Raw genomic sequence first — 18969 nt, 5'->3', positions numbered from 1 at the left:
GGGCCCGCCCGGTCGGCCCGCAGCGCTCAGCCCGCCGCCTCCACCAGCCGTCGCTCCTCCCGTGTCAGCGGCGGTCCCGACAGCGGTGGCAGCAGGGGGCCGTTGAGGATCGCCAGGAGGGTGGCCGGCCGGACCAGGCGGTCGGGGCCCGCCAGCAGGCTCGTCACGTCCCACAGGGCCGCCGCCGCGCCGTGGGAGCCGGTCGCCGCCAGGGTCAGCCGGCGCGCGAAGCGGGTGAGCACGCGGTCGCCGAGGCCGGGCCGGGCGCCGCGGGTCTGCGGGTACCAGACGTCCTGGCCGACGGCCGCCGCCCAGGCCGCGTCGACCGGCCGGGCGGCCCCGCGCTGCACCCGGCGGGCCAGCCCGGCGGCGCCGATCCCGCCGCCCGCCAGTTCCCGGCGCAGCACCCGGGCGCCGAGCGCCGCCACCGTCATGCCCTGCCCGTACGCCGGGTTGAAGGTGGCCAGCGCGTCGCCGAGCACGACCAGGCCCTCGGGCCAGTCGCGGACCTTCTCCAGGTACCGCCGGTCGTTGCGGGTGCTGCGGCTGAGGTGCACGTCGGTGAGGGGCTCGGCGCGGGAGATCAGCCGGCCGACCACGGGGTGGGGCAGGTCGAGGGCGTAGCGCAGGAAGCCCTCCGGGTCGGCGGGCGGTTCGCCGCCCCGCGTTCCGCCGAGGCTGACCATCCAGCGGCCGCCCTCGATCGGCAGGATCATCCCGCTGCGGCCCGGCCGGGACACGTACGGGTCGGCCTGGACGACCGTCATGGGGAAGCGTTCGGCGCCGTCGGGGGCGCGGTACACGCGGGTGGCGTTGACCAGGCCCGTGTCCACGGTCCGTTCCCGGATGCCGGTCACGCCCAGCCCGCCCAGCCAGCGCACCACCCGTGACCCGCGACCGCTCGTGTCGACGACGAGGTCCGCGGCGAGGTCCGACTCGTCGGCGCCCTCGGTGCCCTCGGCGGCCACGCGTACGCCGGTCACCCGGTCCGCGTCGCCCAGCAGGCCGACGGCCCGGCCCCGGCGGATCGCCACCCGCGGGTCCGCCGCCACGGCGACCCGCACCACCCAATCCAGCAGCGCCCGGCTGCACGCGATCAGCCGGGGGCCCTCGTCCTCCCAGCGCCGGAACCAGCCCTCGGAGGTGAGCGCCACCGTGTCCCGGCCCAGGGACAGTTCGTGGGCGCCCGCGGCGAGGAGCTGCTTGCGTATGCTCACGCCCGGCACGACCTCCTCCATCGCGGCCAGGCCGCCGGCCATCAGGACGTGGGAGTGGCGGCCCTGCGGCAGGCCCTTGCGGTGGGCGGGTCCTTCGGGCAGCTCGTCGCGCTCCAGCACGATCACTTCATCCGCACTGGCGGACAGCGCGGCCGCGGCCAGCATGCCGGCCAGGCCGGCACCGATGACGACAGCTCTGCGCGTCATGAGGCTCCTCAGGGTCGGTCGGGGGTCGCCGTCACAGTACCTTCACGTACCGCGGTGACAGGTGTTGATCCGGTGAACTCCTGAGCCAGTTCGACCAGTTCGGTCAGCCCGTCGGCCCCGGAGGCACTGGTGGCCCGCAGCCGGTACCCGCTCGGCACGTCGAAGGGCCGCGACCGCGCGGCGGCATGGCGCGCGGCGGCGGCGAGCATGACCGCCTCCGCCGCGACCCGTGCCCGGTGCGGGCTGCGGCCCGCGCGCAGGGCGCAGTCGAGCGCCCGTTCCCGGACCCGGTCGTCGAAGTAGGGGGCCAGCGTCAGCAGCGCGTCGTGGATGGCGACCTCGCGCCACTGCAACCGCTCCCGCGGCAGCCGCCACCAGGAACCGGGCGGGGGCGGGGCGGTGGAGGCGAACCGCAGCGCCGACCACAGCGGCCCCAGCGTCCGCAGGTCGCGCAGACTGTGCCAGTGCGCGGCGACCGAGGGCCCGAGCCGGGGCAGCACGAACCCCACGGAGCAGGTCAGCGCGCCGAGCGAGGCCATCGGCGGGGCGACCGCGGTGGACAGGAAGTCGAGGTCGTGGCCCGCCCAACGCGCCACGACGGCGGTGTACTTGGTCAGTTGGAAGCCCACCAGGTCGAGCATCGAACCGATCAGGATCAACCGCAGTCCGGTCCGCAGCAGCCCGGTGACCTCGCGCCCCCACTTGACGCCCACCGCGCACAGCCCGACGGTCGCGACGCTGTGCCCGGCCAGATAGAGCACGATCATCTCGCGCATGTACGGCGTGCCGGCGTAGTAGGTGTCGAGGTCGGTGAGCCGTTCCACGGGCGCGTTTGCCAGCGTGAACAGCACGACGAGGGCGACGATCAGCACCGCGTAGGCGGCGACGGCCCGCAGCACCATGCGCCGGATCCGCTCGCGGGGCCCGCCGCGCCAGTTGATCAGCAGGACGAACAGGGAGCAGCTGTAGGCGGAGAGCATGCCGTAGGTGAGCGGGGCGCCGAAGTTGGGGACGCCGGTGAGGTCGTTGACGGCGGCCAGGGTCAGCGGGGCCGAGCAGACGAGGACGAGCGAGGCGAGGGCGAGGGCCGCGCACGTCGACACGGTCAGCGGGTTGCGCACGGCCCGTACCCCCGCGCGCGGCCGCCGGAACAGCACCGCGCCGGACAGCGCGAGGCCGACGGCGGCGACGTAGAGGACGACGTTCATGCGCTGCCCGAGGTGGTCGCACCGCACACCCGGGCGGCCGCGACGAGCGGCGAGGAGGCGAGCGCGTCGGCGATCCGCACGAGCGCGTCCGGGCCGGGCGTGCGGTCCGCGATCGCGCCGGTCCCGGCGGCCCGCGCGAGCAGTCCGGTCCGGTGCTGCTCCTCCCGCACGGCGACCGTGATGACGGCGGCCCAGGCGACGGCCTCGGCCTGCTCGGGATCGCCGCCGGCGTCCGCCAGCGCGGCCTCGCGGGTACGGTCGTACAGCCCCCGGTCGAAGAGCGCGTCCAGGTGGCCGAGCGCGTTGTGGATGCTGGTGCGGCGCCAGATCAGCCGGGTGGTGGGGGAGGACCAGCGGGGCCGGGGCAGCCGCAGCGCGCGGCGGGTGAGGACGTCGTCGAGTTCCCGCTCCAGCGGTTCGAGCCGGGCGTACGCCCGCCGGGAGCTGTGCCACTGGGTCAGCCGGGGTCCGAGCAGCGGGATCAGGATGCCGGTGACCGTCGTCAGGGCGCCGAGGCCGGCGGCCGCCGTCGAGACGGTCGTGCCCAGGCCCGACCAGTCGCGCCCGCACCAGCGGGCCGCCACCGCGGCGAGCTTGGTCACGCTGTAGCCGGCGTTGCACAGCGTGCCGATGCCGAGCGTCACCAGGCCCGCGCGCAGCCAGCCGCGCACCTGGCGGGCCCAGCTCAGGGACGACACCATGGTCACGACCGCGGCCACGAGGTGCCCGGCCAGGTAGAGCACGATCATCTCGGCGATGAACGGGGTCGTCGCGTAGTAGGTGTCCAGGTCGGTACGGCGTTCCACGGGCGCGTCACCGAGCGCGAACGTCCCGGCGATGCCGACCAGGACGCAGGCGTACGCCACCACCCAGCGGCGGGTGGTGCGGTGCACGTGCGGGCCGCCGCGCCAGTACACGATCAGGATCAGGGCGGCGGCGCTGTACGCGGTGATCGACGCGTACGTCAGCGGGGCGGCGAGGTTCGGCACCCCGCTGATCCGGTTGACGGCGCCGACCGTCGGCGGGGCGCCCAGGAAGAAGCAGGCGCCGGCCAGGCCCAGCACCACACAGATGGCCCGCAGATAGGGGTCGTGCCGGTGCCGCATCAGGTCGGGGGCCTTGACCACGAGACCCAGCCACAGCACCCCGCAGCTCACATAGTTGATCAGACCGCTCATCCTCGTGTCCCGCGGTAGTTGAGGGCGGCTCCGATGCGCCCGGACAGATCGTGGGTGCCGTTGCTGTCGGCGGCGTACACGGAGTCGGCCGGCGCCTCCAGCCAGGTGCGCAGCCGACGGCCCATCAGCATGCCGAACTGGTCGGCCTCCTGCTCGTCGGCGAGGCTGAAGTCGGTGCGGGCCGCGACGAGTCGGGGGCCGTCGCCGTCGACTCCCGCGTCCGCGCACTCCGTTCCCTGCCGGTGCATGTGCCACACCTCGTGACAGAAGATCACTATCTGGTGCCAGACGGCGGCCCGCTTGTCGATGACGACGTCGTCGTGGGTACGCCCGTCCAGCCACAGCCCGCTGGCGGTGTGCGGCGGGAAGACCCGCCGGTGCACGACGACCTCCCGGCCCCGCCACTGGCTGACCGACTCCACGAGCGCGTCGAAGAGATCCCCGGGGTCGGCCGGGATCGGGATCCGGATGGGATCGATGAGCGTGCCGGCGAGCCGGCGCATCTCCCGCTTCGTACGCACCGTCGAAATATGCCGGGAAAGACCCCGCTTCAGCTACCCCACCTCCGGTGCGGAAAGCGGCGGCCCGCCCGCCCGGGCACCGGCCGGAGCCGCCGCCCGGGCGCGTACCGCGTCGATGTCGTCCGGTCTGCGCAGCGCCCGCGACACCGCCCCGATCCCCCGGAGCAGATCGGTGGCGTCCGCGTCGTCGGCGCTGCCGGCCCCGTCCGGCCGCCCCCGGGAGCCCTCGACGGCGTCCAGGATCGCCACCGCGGCGGCCAGCGCCTCGGCCCGCTGCGCCGGGAACCCGAGGGCGCGGGCGGCCTCGTAGGCCCGTCCGCGCAACTCCACGTCGATGTGCCGCGCCAGCGGCAGCAGCACGTCGCGGATGAACGTCTCGCGGCGGGTCAGGCGCAGTTCGGCCGTGCCGCGCGGCAGCCGGGGCACACCGCCGCCGGCGACGGAGCGGGTCAGCAGGTACAGCGGCCGCAGTTCGCGGTGGGCGAGCCGGATCCGCCAGCGGTCGTGCAGGTACTGGCCGACGTGCGGCAGGATGAAGCCGACCGCGATCGCGATCGCCGACAGACAGGCCACCGGCGGTGCCACCCCGGTGCTCAGCACGTCGAGGTCGTGACCGGTCCAACGGGCCACGACGGCAGCGGACTTGGACACGTCGAAGATGAGGTTCAGGCCGTAGCCCGCGCCGAGGAACGTCAGTCCCCAGCGCAGCCAGGCGTCCAGTCCGTCGGTGCGCACCCAGTTCCACAGCAGCCGGGACGTGATCAGCACCGCCACGGCGTGCGCGAGCAGATACAGCACGATCATCTCGCGCATGTACGGCGTGTTGGCGTAGTACGTGTCGAGGTCGGTGAGCCGTTCCACCGGCGCGTCCGCCAGCGCGAACAGCACCCACAGCACCACGATCACGCCGGTGTACCCGAGGACCACCCACCGCATGGCGCGCCGGGTCCCGGCCGAGCGGTCGGACAGGCCGTTGCGCCAGGCGATGATCAGCAGCAGACAGGACCCGCAGAACGCGGTGAGCAGCGAGTACACCCAGGGCGCGGAGATGTTCGGCACGCCGGTGACCCGGTTGGTCCAGGCGATCGTCGACGGCGCCACGAACACGAACACCGAGCAGGCGAGCAGCAGCAGCCCGCCCACGGCCCGCAGCAGCGGGTCCTTCCACAGCCGGATGATCGTGGGCAGCTTGATCAGCAGGGCGACCGTCAGCACCGCGGTGGGGATCCAGAAGGAGATGGAGAAGCCACTGCCGCCTGCCATCTCTCCCCCTTCCCCCGCCTTCCCCCGGCACCCGCCGCCCCACGGCCGGTCCGAGATTACGCGCCCGGAAGTGTCCGCGTCATGTCGTCCTCCGGCCGTTGTCGGCCACCGAACGACCCCTGTTCTGGCCGGAGTACGACGTCGGAGTCGCCCCCGGGGGTCGCCACGCGCTCGCGCCCGCAGGCGTCGTCGTGCCCACCTCGACGTCGCACAATGGGGGCATGAGGATCTCGGCACGGGCGGACTACGCGGTACGGGCGGTTCTCGAACTCGCCGTACGCCAGGACGGGGACCCGGTGAAGGCGGAGACGATCGCCACCGCGCAGGACATCCCGCACAAGTTCCTGGAAGGGATCCTCGGCGATCTGCGGCGCGGCGGGATCGTCGACAGCAGGCGCGGCGGGGGCGGCGGCTACCGGCTGGCCCGGGACGCCCGCACCGTCACCGTCGCGGACGTGATCCGCGCGGTCGACGGCCCGATCGTGTCGGTGCGCGGCGAACGCCCCACCGACCTCGCCTACACCGGCTCCGCGCAGCCGCTGCTGCCCCTGTGGATCGCCCTGCGGGCCAATGTGCGCAGGATCCTGGAGGGCGTCACGATCGCCGACATCGCGGCGGACGCGCTGCCGGACCCGGTACGCCGCCTCGCGGCGGAACCGGCGGCGTGGGAGAACCCGTAGACCCGTAACCACGTGGTGGTGAAGGTCAGTTCGCCGAGGGGGCGAGGGCGGGCCGGGGCTCGTGACGCAGGGCGTGGCGGAAGCAGTCGTCTTCACGGGAACTTCACTTCCTGACGGGCGACCATATTTACTTGATCATGGCGTTGACCAGGCACTATCGCCGATGCTAAAAGATCTCTTACACATTTTCTTTACATGTCCCACACGTTGTCGGGGGTTCGTACGGAGCTTTCCGGCCGCTGTGTGGTGCCGTGTCGAACGTGGGGGGATCCATGGAGAGCTGTCCGGGCTGCGTGACGGCCGCCGCCGAGGCGCGCTTCTTCTGCCGCCAGTGCGGCAAGACCGTCCAGGGCTCGACGGCCACACTTCCGCACGCGGCCGCCACCCCGCCGCCCGCGCCGGACGCCGCGCCTGTCGCGGACGTTCCGCCCGCGCCGCAGCCCGTGACTCCTGTCGCACCGCCGCCCGTTGCTCCGCCCGTGCCGCAGGCGGCCCCGGAACCCGTCTCCGAGACCCCGCCGGCCCCGGCCGCCGCTGCCGCACCGGAGGTTCCGCCCGCGCCGGTCGCCGCGCCCCTTCCCAACGTTCCGCCCGCGCCGCTTGCCGTGGCCGCCCCGGCTGTTGTGTCACCCCTGGCTGTCGCCCCCGTCGTGGACACGGCCGAGGCGCCGTCGACGACGCCGTCCGCCCCGCCGCGCAGGCGGCTGTGGCTCGCCACCGCTGCCGTGGCGGCGGTGGCGGCGTCGCTCGTCGCCGGATTCCTGCTGGGCAACAGCGGTACGACGTCGTCCGGACAAGCGTCGGACGCGAAGGCGCGGGCCGACGTGGCGTCACCGTCGGCCGACCCGGAGGCGAACACGCTCCAGGACGGCGAGGACGCGTACGCCGGGGAGGACGCGGACGCGACGGACGGCGTCACCGTGGGGGACGCGCTCGTGGACAGAACCCTCGAACCGTCCGGGCTCTACTCCCCGGTGTCGGCGAGTTCGGACTGCCCTCTCATGGACCCCGGCCAGGACAGCAAGGGCCGTACGTTCTCCTACGAGCCCGAGAACGTGCTCGACAACGACCCCGACACCGCCTGGCGTTGCGATGGGGCGACAGGCGGGCTCTCCCTCGACCTGGGCGGCTCCGTCGCGCTGACCAAGGTGGGTCTGATTCCCGGCTTCGCCAAGGTCGACCCCGACGGTACGCACAGGTTCTCCGAGAACCTCACCGCGACGAAGGTGCAGTGGACCTTCTACCTGGACGGCGAGGTGAAGGCCCAGTGGAACGAGGTGATCGACGAACCCGACGAGACGATGCAGTGGATCGACCTGACCACGGCCGTCGGCGCGGACAGGGTGAGCGTCGACATCATCGAGACCAGCAACCCCGACGCGAGGTGGAAGGCCGTCGCGATCAGCGACGTCGGTCTGGCGATCGACACCCCCTGAGTCCCGCCCGCTCCGTTCCTCCCCTCCCGACAACGACAGGAAGCACCAGAACCATGACCACCCCGGCCTTCGCGGCCCAGGCCGAATCGCTCTCCAACGCGACCTACTTGGGGAACCAGCTCAAGTACAGCCACAGGGTCGACGGGAACCTCTCCGGCGTCGTTCAGTCCGACGACCTCCGTGGGTTCCTCAAGCGAGCCCGCTGGACATTCATGGCGGCCGTGATCCTCTCGATTCCCCTCGCGCTCATCCTGATGGTGCTGATGGGCGACCCGAGTGGGGCGTACCTGGCCCTGATCGCGCCGGTGGTGGCCTCGCTGGCCACGTTCTTCATACCCGACCGCCAGGGCCTGTCGGAGTGGCAGCTGGTCGTCGACGGCAAGGCCGCCGCCGCGGACTCCGCCTACGGAGTGATCTACCAGGTCGTCAGGGCCCGCCAGCTGCCCGTCACGGTGGTGCCCCGCCGGTTCCGGACGGCGCACGACCCCACGATCAAGAACTTCCTGGTCATCAGCGACCGCGAGTACCAGGCCTACGTCTCGGTCTTCGCGTACGGCACCGGTCTCTACGTGGGCTGGTCCCTGTGGAGCAGCCGGCGCCCCGTCTCGATGTTCGTCCGCTTCCTCAAGGACTCCCTCTCCAGCCCCTTCAAGGGCCAGGCCGAGTTCAAGGGCCAGATCTCCTCGCAGCGGGCGCGGGCGCTGCGCGAGGCCGTCCACTCGGCGGTCCGTGAAGGCGTGGACGCCGCCAACCACGATCTGCACGTCCCGCTGACCCAGACCTTCGGCCACGACATCCCGGTCGAGACCGTCAGCGTGCCCCAGGCCGCGGTCGCGGCCGCTCCGGTCGCGGCGGCCCCGGCGGCCTGGCCCGGCGCGGCCCAGCCGCCCGCCCCGTTCCACCCGCCGGCCCCGGCCGCTCCGGCCGCTCCGCCCGCCCCGTGAGCACAGGCTCCGTATCGCACGCCCGGGCCCGGCAGGCCGCCGCGGTGACCGCTCCGGCGGCACCGCACGGCCACTGGGCCTGGGCCGGGCTGCGGCTGACCGCCGCCCGTGATCTCACCCGCAGCCACGAGTACGCCGAACTTCCCGAGGACCATCGGCTGGCCCGTGCCGTCCGGGAACAGGCGGACTTCCTCGCGGGCCGTCTCGGCGCCCCGGCCGGTTCCGTACTGGAGCTGCGCTGGCTCTGGGACCCCGCGTCGGGCCGCCTCCAGGCCCATCTGCTCACCCGGGTGTGGGCGCCGGACCAGGCGGCGGCGGACACGGCCGCCCGGGCCGAGGCGGAGCGGCTCGCGCTCACCGCGCCCCACGTGGTGACCGAACCGCTGGACCAGGGCGAGCTGCGCGCGGTGATGGTCCCGTTCACGGCCGCGCCCGGCGGCGCCGCAGAGATCCGCAGACGGCTGTTCACCGAGACCCCCAACCGGCCCGACGCCGGGGTGCGGTTCTACACCGCCACCCAGCCGTTCGCCGGTGCCTCGCGGCACTGGGAGGGCCTGCTCACCGCGATCACCGCGCACCCCCACCCGCTGGCGCTGAGCGTCGCCCTCACCCCTGTGGCCGTACCGGCCTCGCTGCGCACCGCCGTCGCCACCTGTGCCACCGCCTACCAACGCCTGGCCAGCGACGGCGAGTTCGAGTCGGGCTCGCTCTACCACGGCAAGGTCAAGCTGACCGCGGACGCCTTCGCGGTGCGTGCCGAGCAGTTGTACGCCGACGCCGGGCGACGCTATCTGAGCGACGCGTTCCGGATGCGGTTGTCCTGCTGGTCGCCCGTGCCCTTCGACGACTCGCTGCCCTCGCTGGCCGGCGAGACCGTCTCGCGCGGCGCGCCGGCGGCCTCCGACGGACGGCTGGACCCGGCCGCCCTGGGACCCGCCTACCGGCTGGTGCGCCCGGCCGACCCCGCGCAGGCAGCCGTCTTCGCCGGGAACACCGGGTGGCTGGACTCCACCCTGTGGGGCGACGACGGCGGCTGGGCGCAGTCGATGCCGCCCGCCCTGCAACCGCTCGAATGGCTGGCCGACCTGGAGGAGGCGAGCGCGGTCTTCCGGCTGCCGCTGGCCCTGAACGGCTTCGTGCCCGGCTTCCCCGTCCAGGCCGTGGAGCAGGCGACGACCCTGGCGTACACGCCCCGGGGGCCGCATGTCGTGCTCGGCCACGCCGCCGACGGCCGGACCAGGAAGCCCCTCGGTGTCGAACTGGACGACCTGACCCGGCACTCGCTGATCGTCGGCGGCAGCGGCTCCGGCAAGACCAACTCGACGCTGGCGCTGTGCCGTCAGCTCTGGGCGGACCATCGGGTCCCGTTCACCGTCCTGGAACCGGTCAACACCGACCACGACGACTACCGTTGGCTCGCCACCCTCCCCGGCTTCGAGGACATGCTCGTCCTGACGGCCGGCGACGAGGAGACCGCCCCGCTGCGCCTCAACCCCTTCGAGGTGCCGGCCGGGGTCCGGATCTCCACCCACGCGGGCAATCTGCTGGACTGCTTCGACGCGGCCTTCGGCCTATGGGACCCGCTGCCCTTCCTCTACCGTACGGCGCTCACCGACGTGTACCGGCGCAAGGGACTGGACGTCAACGCCACCGCGCGCGGTGACGAGGAGTGGCCGGTGCTGGCGGACTTCGTCGACATCATGGAGAACGTTGCCGACGGCTACGACTACGCGGGCGAGGCACGCGCCAACATCGTGGCCGCCTCCCGGCTGCGCGCGCGGTCGCTGGCCGAAGGGGCCTGCGGGCCGGTGCTGTCGGCACCCCGCTCCATGCCGATCGGAGAACTGCTCAGCCGCCCGGTGGTGGTGGAGCTCGCCTCGCTCGGCGACGCCCAGCAGCAGGCGTTGGTGATGGCGCTGCTGCTGAACGCGATGACCGAGCACTACAAGGTGCACCGCGACTCCTCGCGGCTGGCGCACGTCACGCTGGTCGAGGAGGCCCACCGGCTGCTGCGGAGGCCGCAGCCGGGCGCGGGGTCGGCGAAGGAGGGCGACGCCACGGCCAGGGCGGCGGAGGCGTTCGCCAACACCCTCGCGGAGAACCGCAAGTACGGCGAGGGTCTGGTGGTGATCGAGCAGGATCCGTCCAAGCTGATCCCCGACGCGTACAAGAACACGGCGCTGAAGATCGTCCATCAGCTCAAGGCGGAGGAGGACCGTCGGCTGGTCGGCGACACGATGCTGATGAACGACGACCAGCGGGACCATGCCGCCGTGCTGCCGAAGATGTCGGCGTACGCGGCACACTCGCGCATCGACCGTCCGGTCCTGGTCGAGGTCCCCGACGTACGCGCCGAGGACGCGGCGCGGCTGGGCGTCGACCGGGCCCCGCTGGCCGGCCGGGAGGAGCTCGCCCGCAGGCACGCCCGATGGGCCGCGGCCTCCCCGGTCGTCGCGGAGTCGTTGCGGCCGCAGGCGCCGTGCGGGTTCTGCCCGGTGAACTGCTCCCTGGAGTTCCTGGCCGGACGGGCGGCCGGACAGGCCGTGGGCTTCGCGCAGTTGATGACGGAGGGCACCGCGCAGCGGTTCGCGGTCGCCTGGTGGCGGCGGCTTGCCGCGTACCTGGACGAGACCGGGGAGCCGGCGCGACCGCGGCACATCGCGTCGGGTGACGACCACTGGCGGGTCGCCCTGCTGCGGGCGGTCCACGCCGCGGCGTATCCCAAGGCGCTGACGGATCCCGCGCACGCGCTCCGGGCGGCCGAATGGGTCCGCCAGTTCCGCCGGTATCTCGACAGTCCGGCGCGCCGGGCCGCCGGACTGAAGGAGGGGAGCTGACCGTGTCGGAACAGTCGTGGGCGCTCGAGCCGGCCGTCGAGTCGGCGCCGGAGCGCGTCGAGTCGGACGCGGAGCGGGGCCCCGAGCCGGCCGTCGAGGCCGAACTGCCCGAGCCGCTGGAGTTCGACTTCGCCGAGCAGGCCGATCAGATCGAGGCGGCGAAAGCGGAAGCGGAGGCCGCGGCGGAGGGGGACGAGGCGGCGGAGGCGAGGGCGGAAGCCGTGGCCGAAGCGGCGGAGGCGAAGGCGGACGCGGAGGCCAGGGCCGAGGCGGAGCTGCCCGAGCCGCCGGAGTTCGACTTCTCCGAACAGGCCGAGCAGCCCGAGCAGGCGGGGGCGGCCGAGGCGGCGGAAGCCGAAGCCGAGACGGAGCTGCCCGAGCCGCTGGAGTTCGACTTCTCCGAACAGGCCGATGTCGCCGAGGAGTTCTGGGAAGAGGTCGAGGAGGAGGTCGAGGAGGAGTTCTGGGAAGAGGTCGAGGAGGAAGTCCAGGAGGAGTTCGAGGAACAGTCCGAAGAGCAGTCCGAAGAGCAGGGTGAGGCGAGCGCGGAGGACGGGTCGGACGCGAACGCCGAGTCGAACGCCGAGGCAGGACCGAATTCCGAGGCCGGAGCCGGGGGCGAGGGCGGTGCCGGTGGGGCGGCCGAACTGCCGGACCCCTTCAAGCTGCTGAAGGACATCGACTTCGAGTTCGGCTTCAAACTGGACGACAAGGGTCTGACGTTCTCGGCGGGCGCCTCGGTGGAGGTGGCCGACGGAGTCAAGATCGGGGTCGAGGCGGAGCTGCCGATCGCTCCGGCGACTCCGCCGAAGGGCTGACCTCCGCGGCGGTGCTCCCTAGGGCTGCTTCTCCCGGGCCGCCCGGTCGAGCGCGCGGGCCACGGCGTCCGTGCCCTGTCCCAGCAGGGCCTTCTCCAGGCTGTGGTCGTCATGGCGGCCCATGCGCTCGCCCTCGGCGAAGTCCTCGGTGCCCAGCACCCGGCCGCACCACTCCCCGTCGCCGACGGTGTGGCCGTCGAACGGTACGACCGCGCCCTCTCCGAGGGACACCCAGCCGCCCTCCTCCCAGCGCAGGGCGAGGACGTAGGCGTGGCCGGGCACCACGCGGGGCGCGTCGCCGGTCAGGTCGTCGACGCGGGTGCCGGCGTCGGAGCGCGGGACCTTCCAGCCCGGGGCGACGTAGTCGACGGAGGGGCCGGGGGAGGGGTGGGCGCGGCGCCCGGAGGTGAACACGACCGATTCCCGCGTCAGTCGCACGGTGCGCTCCACCTGGTACCGGTACGCCCCGGCGGCCAGTTCCCGGCGGCCGCTCTCCCACTCGCGCGTCGCGCGCCCGACGATCACGACATCGGCGTTGTCGACCCAGTCCCGCGCGCTTTCGGACGGATACCGATTGACCGGAAGACCGCACCCGTTGACCGTGTCCAGGCCATTCCAGCCGACCAGTACACCGGCGGCGACACCCGCGGCGGCGAGTGCCGCGACGACGGGACGGCCGGTCATTACCGGGGGTAAGGGGTTTCTGCGCATCTGTTGATCTTGGAGGGATCCGGCCGGTCCGGCCGTGGTGGAAGCCATACCTCCAGTCACGGTCTTGTCACAGAGAGGCATTCCGGATGGCCGGAGTTGGGGCTGACCGCCGCGTCCTCCGGACGCCTACGATGCCACCGCCCCGGCCTTCACAGCGTACTCATGGTTTCTCCACAGGCCGGGCGTGCGCGTGCCACCCCCCACCGAAAGAACCGAATCATTAGGAGAACCATGTCCGTTGGACTCCTGCTCAGCGGAGCGGCCGCCGCCGCGCTGCTGACCTCGGCGCTTCCCGCGCAGGCCTCCTCCCCCGTGTTCGACGACCCGCCCCCGGACAAGATCGTCATCACGGTCGCCACGGTGAACGGCTCCGGCTGTCCCCAGGGCACCACCGCCGTCGCCGTCTCCGAGGACAACACCGCGTTCACGGTGACCTACAGCGACTACCTCGCCCAGGCCGGCGGCAACTCCGACCCCACGGCGTTCCGCAAGAACTGCCAGCTCAACCTGGTCGTCCACGTCCCGCAGGGCTTCACGTACGCCATCGCCAGCGCCGACTACCGCGGCTTCGCCGCACTGGAGCCCGGCGCGAGCGCCACCCAGCGGGCCTCGTACTACTTCCAGGGCTCCCCGGCCACGGCGTACCGCAGCCACCCGTTCAGCGGCCCCCTGAACGACAACTGGGAGGCCACCGACAGCACCGACTGGGCCCAACTGGTCTGGGCGCCCTGCGGAGTCCAGCGCAACTTCAACATCAACACCGAACTCCGGGTGAACGCCGGCACCTCGGCGCCCGGCAAGGTCAGCTTCATGACGATGGACTCGACCGACGGTGACATCAGCACGGTCTACCACATGGCCTGGAAGGACTGCCCGGCGTCCTGAGCCGGATCGGGGGGTCGCACCGCCCCCCGACGGGTCAGACCCTGGGTGACCTCGGCCGGCCGGTCCGTGGTCACCCAGGGTCTTTCGGGTGGGGGAGTGCCGGTTACTGCTCGACGCCCAGGGTGAGGGTGCCGGCGTAGCCGGAGGAGGCCGAGCTGCCCAGGGCGGTGAGGGTCAGGAGGCCGGACGCGGCGCCTCCGCCGTCGTAGATCGAGTCCTGGGTGAGGGTCGTGCGGGTGACCTTGTTGGTCGAGTAGGGCGAGACCTTCGCCATGGCGGTCGTCACCGTCTCGCTGAAGAAGAGCTGCCCGGTGTGCAGTTCCTGGCCGCCGGTGAACGAGCCGTCCGAGGTGAGGGTGACGCCGGTGTGCACCTTGACGTGGATGTGCACGCAGCGGCCGCGGTACCAGCCCGGGTAGATCGTGGTGATGTTGGCCAGCCCGCTGGAACTGGTGAGCACTCCGCCGCGCAGGAAGGTGCCGTCGTCGGGCTCGCTGTGGCCGTTGTTGCCGACGAACCCGGAGTACTCGCCGAGCGCGTCGCAGTGCCAGATCTCCACCAGGGCGTTGGAGAGCGGGGCGCAGGTGTCGTCGTCCACGACGGTGAGCGCCAGCTTGAGCGGAGCGCCGGCCTTGCCTTCCGTGACGTCGGCGCGGACGTACTGTCCGTCCAGGTAGTAGGGGCCTTCGGTCATCTCCTTGGTGAGGGTGCAGACAGCCGCGGCGGCCACGGGGGCCAGGTCGGGGGCGGCTTCCGCAGTGGGGGACTCGGACGCGACGGCCGCACCCACGGCCAGCGTCGCGGCGGTGACGCCCGTGGCCATCAGCACGGTACGGCGTCCGATGCGGGTTCCTGTTTCTTCAGGGGTGTCTGTCATGAACACGGCACCGTAGGGAGGGATGCTGTCGGAGGGCTGTCGGGCGGCTGTCAGTTGTGCAAAATGACGGCCAGTCAAGTGCGTTGTGAGCCGCGTACGGAGTCGGCCGCGCGGCCCGGTGGGCTCCCGGTGGCCGCGCGGACCATTGACGCGCAAGGGGTTCGATTCTACGGTCCCGTCCGACGACTCGACCTGCGTTCGACATGACGAACGTGCTCGTGATCCCCCCACCAAGGAGCGTCCGTATGAGCCGCACCTCCCGCAGGGCCCTGCTCCTCGCCGTCCCGGCCGCGATCCTGCTGGCGCTGGCCCCCTCCACCGCGTCCGCCTATCCCAACCCCGGCACGGTCACCGGCTCCACCGTCGTGCACGACCCGACGATGATCCGCACCTCCGCCGGCCGTTACCTGCTCTACGCCACCGGCGGCGGCCTCGCCTACCGCACCTCCACCGACCGCGTCGCGTTCAGCTCCGGCTCCGACGCGTTCACCACCAAGCCGGGCTGGTGGTCGTCGTACGCCACCGAGGCCTGGGCGCCCGACATCTCCTACCACGGCGGCAAGTACCTGCTGTACTACGCCGTCTCGACCTTCGGATCCAACAGGTCCGCCATCGGCCTCGCGGGTTCGAGCACCGGACTTCCCGGCTCCTGGAGCGACTACGGCATCGTCTACACCTCCACCACCTCCAGCGACTACAACGCCATCGACCCCAACCTGTTCGTCGACGACGACGGCAAGTGGTGGCTGTCCTTCGGCAGTTGGTGGACCGGCGTCAAGATGATCCGGATCGACCCCTCGACCGGGAAGCAGTACTCCGGCGACACCACCCGCTACGCGCTCGCCTACCGGCCCACCGGCACCAAGGCCGTCGAAGCGCCGTACGTCGTCAAGCGCAACGGCTACTACTACCTGTTCGCCTCGTACGACACCTGCTGCGCCGGCACCTCGTCGACGTACAAGGTCAAGGTCGGCCGCGCCACCAGCGTCACCGGGCCGTACTACGACAAGAGCGGGGTCGCCATGACGGACAACGGCGGCACGGCGGTGCTGGAGACCCACGGCGGCGTCATCGGTCCCGGCGGTCAGTCGATCATGAACGACAGCGACGGCGACCTGATCGTCTACCACTACTACGACGGCAACGACAGCGGCACCCCCAAGCTCGGCGTCAACCTGCTGAACTGGAGCACCGGCTGGCCCGTCGCGTACTGAACGGGCCGCCGGCCCGCCGGTCCGGGCCGGCCGGGCTCAGCCCGTCTGGCCCATGCCCGCGGCGTTCGGCCAGCTCTGCGCCTGGGGCCAGCCCGTCGCCGGGGCGGGGGAGAGGCCGTTGGTGCCTCTGACCTGGGCCGCGGTGAGACCGCCGCGGGCGGGGACCCCGGGCGGGGTCGGGCCGGCCATCGCCGCGGGAGCCGGGGCCGGGGCGGCCATCTGGGCGGCCGCCGGGAGCTGCGCGGGGTACGGGGCGGGGGCCGGCGCCGCCATCGGCTGCGGGAACTGCTGCGGCACCTGCTGCGGGAACGGGGCCTGGACCGGCTGCGGAGCCGGCGCGGGGATCTGCTGCGGCACCTGCTGGGGCGCCGCCTGGGCCGCCACCGGCATCGGCGCCCCAGCGCCCATGGACTGGCCCGCCATGGCCTGGGCGGCGAGCCCCGGCATGCCCCCGCCGTTCGTCGCGCCGACGAGCCGGTCCACCGCCGCCGTACCCGAGCTGTAGCCGGTCCCGGTGGCGAGTTCGGGCACGGCGGCTCCCTTCCTGGTCCCGTAGAGCACCTGCTCCAGGCCGGTCACCAGGCGACGCACGTCGACCTGGGGGCGCACCACGAGACGCAGGAAGCGGCTGGACGAGCCGACCTTGTTGCCGCACTCGCGCACCAGGATCCGGTGCTCGGTGAGCATCCGGTCGCGGACCACGGTGCCCTCGGCGCCGACGGGAAGGCGCACGAAGAGGAAGTTGCCCTGCGAGGGGTAGACCGTCAGACCGGGCAGCGCGGCGAGCTGGCCGGCCATGTCCAGACGGTCGCGGCGGACCTGTTGCAGGCTCTGCATGTACTCGGTGCCGTGCTCCTTGAGCATGAACACCACGTGCTCGGCGAAGGAGTTGAGGTTCCACTTGGGCAGCATGGAGCGGATCTTGCCGGCCAGCGACGGGTTGGCGACCAGATAGCCGAAGCGGATGCCGTGCAGGCCGAAGTTCTTGCCCAGGCTGCGCAGGACGACGACGTTCGGGCGCAGCATCGCCTCCTGGACGACGCTGGGTTCCGCCTCCGCGTCCGCGAACTCCAGGAACGACTCGTCGATGACGACCAGGTCCAGATCGGCCATCGCGTCCATGAACTGCACGAGCTGCTGCTTGTGCAGGAAGCCGCCGTCGGGGTTGTTCGGGTTGCAGATCACCGCGACCCGGGTGCCCCGCTTGCGGATGAACTCGGCGTACTGCGCGAGGTCCAGGACGAACCCGTTGGACTCCTGGAGCGGGAACATGTCGACGCGCTTGCCGGTCTCCATCGGCTGGTCGGTCCAGCGGCCGAAGGTGGGCACCGGGACGGCGAGGGACTCGCGGACCAGCAGATGGTCGATCCAGGTGATCAGCTCGGTGGAGCCGTTGCCCATGGCCACGCACTGCGGCGGGAGCTGGAGCAGGTTGCACAGCTCGCCGGTGATCGTGTCGGCGCTGCTCGGGTAGTACGTGATGATGTCCCGCAGCCGGGACGCCATCTCGTCGAACATCTGTGGCGTGGGGAAGTACGGGTTGCAGGGGATGCAGAAGTCCACCGGGCCCGATCCGTCGCCCTCCCGCGTCAGCGCCGCCATCGACGGACTGTGCGCCGTTGTGCTGCGGAACAACGAGGTGACGTTGTCGGGCATGGATCCTCCATATGGGGCGGGCCCGGAGGGGACGTCCGGGCCCGTCGTCATTGGGTGGCCCGCGCGGGGGAGCACGGGCCGCCCTTACATACGGATTCCTGGGAGGCGCTGTTCAACTCTGGTGAAAGAAGTGTGACTTTCCCCGGCCCGGTCTCACACGCCGAACGAATGGACCGTGGACGTCCGGTATGTCTGGCCCGGCCGCAGCACGGTCGACGGGAACGACGGCTTGTTCGGCGAGTCCGGGAAGTGCTGGGTCTCCAGGCAGAGGGCGTCGCCCTGGCGGTAGATGCGGCCGCCGGAGCCGACCAGGGTGCCGTCGAGGAAGTTGCCCGAGTAGAACTGGAGGCCCGGCTCGGTGGTCGCGATGCTCAGCGAGCGGCCGGAGGACGGGTCGCGCAGGGTCGCGACGTGCACGGGCCGCGCGGTGACCCCCTTGTCGAGGACCCAGTTGTGGTCGATGCCCTTGCCGTACAGGAGCTGCTGGTCGGCGACGCGGATGTCCGCGCCGACCGCCTTCGTCCTGCGGAAGTCGAACGGGGTGCCCGCGACCTTCGCCAGTTCGCCCGTGGGGATCAGCCCCGAGTCGACCGGCGTGTAGCGGGCGGCGGCGATGGACAGCTCGTGGTCGTAGATCGACCCGCTGCCCTCGCCGGCCAGGTTCCAGTACACATGGCTGGTGAGGTTGACGACGGTGGCCTTGCTGGTGGTGGCCTCGTAGTCGATGCGCCAGTCGCCGGACCGGGTGAGGGTGTAGGTGACCTTCGCCCGGAGCGTGCCCGGGTAGCCCATCTCGCCGTCGACGCTGGTGTAGTGCAGGTGCAGGCCGACGTCGGAGCCCTTCGTGAACGGCTCGACGTCCCAGACGTGCTTGTCGAAACCCTTGGCGCCGCCGTGCAGGCTGTTCACGCCGTCGTTGACGTTGACCTGGTAGGCGGTGCCGTCGAGGGTGAACTGCCCCTTGCCGATGCGGTTGCCGTAGCGGCCGATCAGCGCGCCGAAGTACGGGCTCTTGGCGACGTAGTCCTCGAGGTTGTCGAAGCCCAGCGAGACATTGCGGTGGCGGCCGTGCCGGTCGGGGATCTCCAGGGAGTTGACGATGCCGCCGTAGGACAGCACCTTGAGCCGGGTGCCGCCGTTCTCCAGCGACCAGCGGTGGACCTTGGTGCCGTCGGCGAGCGTGCCGAAGAGCTCCTTCACCGGCTTCCTGCCCCCCGAGGCGTGTGCGGTGCCCATGGCGGCGGCGGTGAGGCCCGCTGCCGCAGCTCCTGCGATGACCGTGCGTCTGCTCATGTCCATGTGCGGCTCCTGCAAATG

16 protein-coding genes are annotated in these 18969 nt (G+C 72.2%); 7 read left to right on the top strand and 9 right to left on the bottom strand.

Annotated features, from left to right (window positions below; translation table 11 throughout):
• Positions 1–26: 26 nt before the first annotated feature.
• The 5 genes from ACZ60B_RS34610 to ACZ60B_RS34590 are packed head-to-tail and all read right to left on the bottom strand — an operon-like array spanning position 27 to position 5594.
• The gene (locus ACZ60B_RS34610; RefSeq protein WP_469394177.1) at positions 27–1424 is read right to left on the bottom strand and encodes an NAD(P)/FAD-dependent oxidoreductase; all 1398 of its coding nucleotides are present in this window, start codon (positions 1422–1424) and stop codon (positions 27–29) included.
• Between the two features lie 8 nt (positions 1425–1432).
• Entirely contained in the window at positions 1433–2632 is a 1200-nt protein-coding gene (locus ACZ60B_RS34605) for an MAB_1171c family putative transporter (protein ID WP_469394174.1), read from the bottom strand.
• On the bottom strand, positions 2629–3810 hold the full coding sequence (locus tag ACZ60B_RS34600) for an MAB_1171c family putative transporter (protein ID WP_469394172.1): 1182 nt from the start codon (positions 3808–3810) through the stop codon (positions 2629–2631). Before ACZ60B_RS34600 ends, ACZ60B_RS34605 begins: the two co-directional genes overlap by 4 nt.
• Entirely contained in the window at positions 3807–4331 is a 525-nt protein-coding gene (locus ACZ60B_RS34595; RefSeq protein ID WP_469394170.1) for a toxin, read from the bottom strand. Before ACZ60B_RS34595 ends, ACZ60B_RS34600 begins: the two co-directional genes overlap by 4 nt.
• Positions 4332–4364: 33 nt before the next feature.
• Positions 4365–5594, bottom strand: coding sequence for an MAB_1171c family putative transporter (locus ACZ60B_RS34590; RefSeq protein WP_469394168.1), 1230 nt, complete (start codon positions 5592–5594; stop codon positions 4365–4367).
• Between the two features lie 221 nt (positions 5595–5815).
• On the opposite strand from ACZ60B_RS34590, the gene ACZ60B_RS34585 reads away from it, so the two are divergent.
• The 5 genes from ACZ60B_RS34585 to ACZ60B_RS34565 all read left to right on the top strand — a co-directional run bounded on the left by ACZ60B_RS34585 (position 5816) and on the right by ACZ60B_RS34565 (position 12309).
• Positions 5816–6274 (top strand): RrF2 family transcriptional regulator, encoded by a 459-nt coding sequence (locus ACZ60B_RS34585; RefSeq protein WP_469394166.1) that lies wholly within the window; start codon positions 5816–5818, stop codon positions 6272–6274.
• Between the two features lie 272 nt (positions 6275–6546).
• A complete protein-coding gene (locus tag ACZ60B_RS34580) occupies positions 6547–7710 on the top strand; it encodes a discoidin domain-containing protein (RefSeq protein ID WP_469394164.1) in 1164 nt (387 codons plus the stop codon).
• A 53-nt stretch (positions 7711–7763) separates the two neighbouring features.
• Positions 7764–8654: a hypothetical protein gene (locus tag ACZ60B_RS34575; protein ID WP_469394162.1), complete on the top strand. Its 891-nt coding sequence runs from the start codon at positions 7764–7766 to the stop codon at positions 8652–8654.
• On the top strand, positions 8651–11491 hold the full coding sequence (locus ACZ60B_RS34570) for an ATP-binding protein (RefSeq protein WP_469394160.1): 2841 nt from the start codon (positions 8651–8653) through the stop codon (positions 11489–11491). The genes ACZ60B_RS34575 and ACZ60B_RS34570 overlap by 4 nt, the downstream gene beginning before the upstream one ends.
• 2 nt (positions 11492–11493) lie before the next feature.
• Positions 11494–12309, top strand: a complete 816-nt coding sequence (locus ACZ60B_RS34565) for a hypothetical protein (RefSeq protein ID WP_469394158.1) — start codon at positions 11494–11496, stop codon at positions 12307–12309.
• 18 nt (positions 12310–12327) lie between these two features.
• Here ACZ60B_RS34565 and ACZ60B_RS34560 read toward each other — a convergent pair whose 3' ends face one another.
• Positions 12328–12993 carry a hypothetical protein gene (locus ACZ60B_RS34560; protein ID WP_469394156.1) on the bottom strand — a complete coding sequence of 222 codons (666 nt, stop codon included), beginning with the start codon at positions 12991–12993 and terminating at the stop codon, positions 12328–12330.
• Between the two features lie 258 nt (positions 12994–13251).
• Here ACZ60B_RS34560 and ACZ60B_RS34555 point away from each other — a divergent pair, with 258 nt between their 5' ends.
• Positions 13252–13905, top strand: coding sequence for a DUF4360 domain-containing protein (locus tag ACZ60B_RS34555; RefSeq protein WP_469394154.1), 654 nt, complete (start codon positions 13252–13254; stop codon positions 13903–13905).
• 103 nt (positions 13906–14008) lie between these two features.
• Here ACZ60B_RS34555 and ACZ60B_RS34550 read toward each other — a convergent pair whose 3' ends face one another.
• A complete protein-coding gene (locus ACZ60B_RS34550) occupies positions 14009–14782 on the bottom strand; it encodes an intradiol ring-cleavage dioxygenase (protein WP_469394152.1) in 774 nt (257 codons plus the stop codon).
• A gap of 245 nt (positions 14783–15027) precedes the next feature.
• Between ACZ60B_RS34550 and ACZ60B_RS34545 the strand changes: the two genes are divergently transcribed.
• Complete coding sequence (locus ACZ60B_RS34545) at positions 15028–15996, top strand: arabinan endo-1,5-alpha-L-arabinosidase (RefSeq protein ID WP_469394150.1); 969 nt, start codon at positions 15028–15030, stop codon at positions 15994–15996.
• Between the two features lie 36 nt (positions 15997–16032).
• Here the strand turns inward: ACZ60B_RS34545 and ACZ60B_RS34540 are convergent, their stop codons facing one another.
• Both ACZ60B_RS34540 and ACZ60B_RS34535 read right to left on the bottom strand, forming a co-directional pair.
• Positions 16033–17652: a pyridoxal phosphate-dependent aminotransferase gene (locus ACZ60B_RS34540; RefSeq protein WP_469394148.1), complete on the bottom strand. Its 1620-nt coding sequence runs from the start codon at positions 17650–17652 to the stop codon at positions 16033–16035.
• A 153-nt stretch (positions 17653–17805) separates the two neighbouring features.
• Positions 17806–18951, bottom strand: a complete 1146-nt coding sequence (locus ACZ60B_RS34535; RefSeq protein ID WP_469394146.1) for an aldose epimerase family protein — start codon at positions 18949–18951, stop codon at positions 17806–17808.
• Positions 18952–18969 lie beyond the last annotated feature (18 nt).

This window comes from Streptomyces sp. NPDC104096 (assembly GCF_055584385.1).
This window is presented reverse-complemented; position numbering and strand designations above follow the sequence as displayed.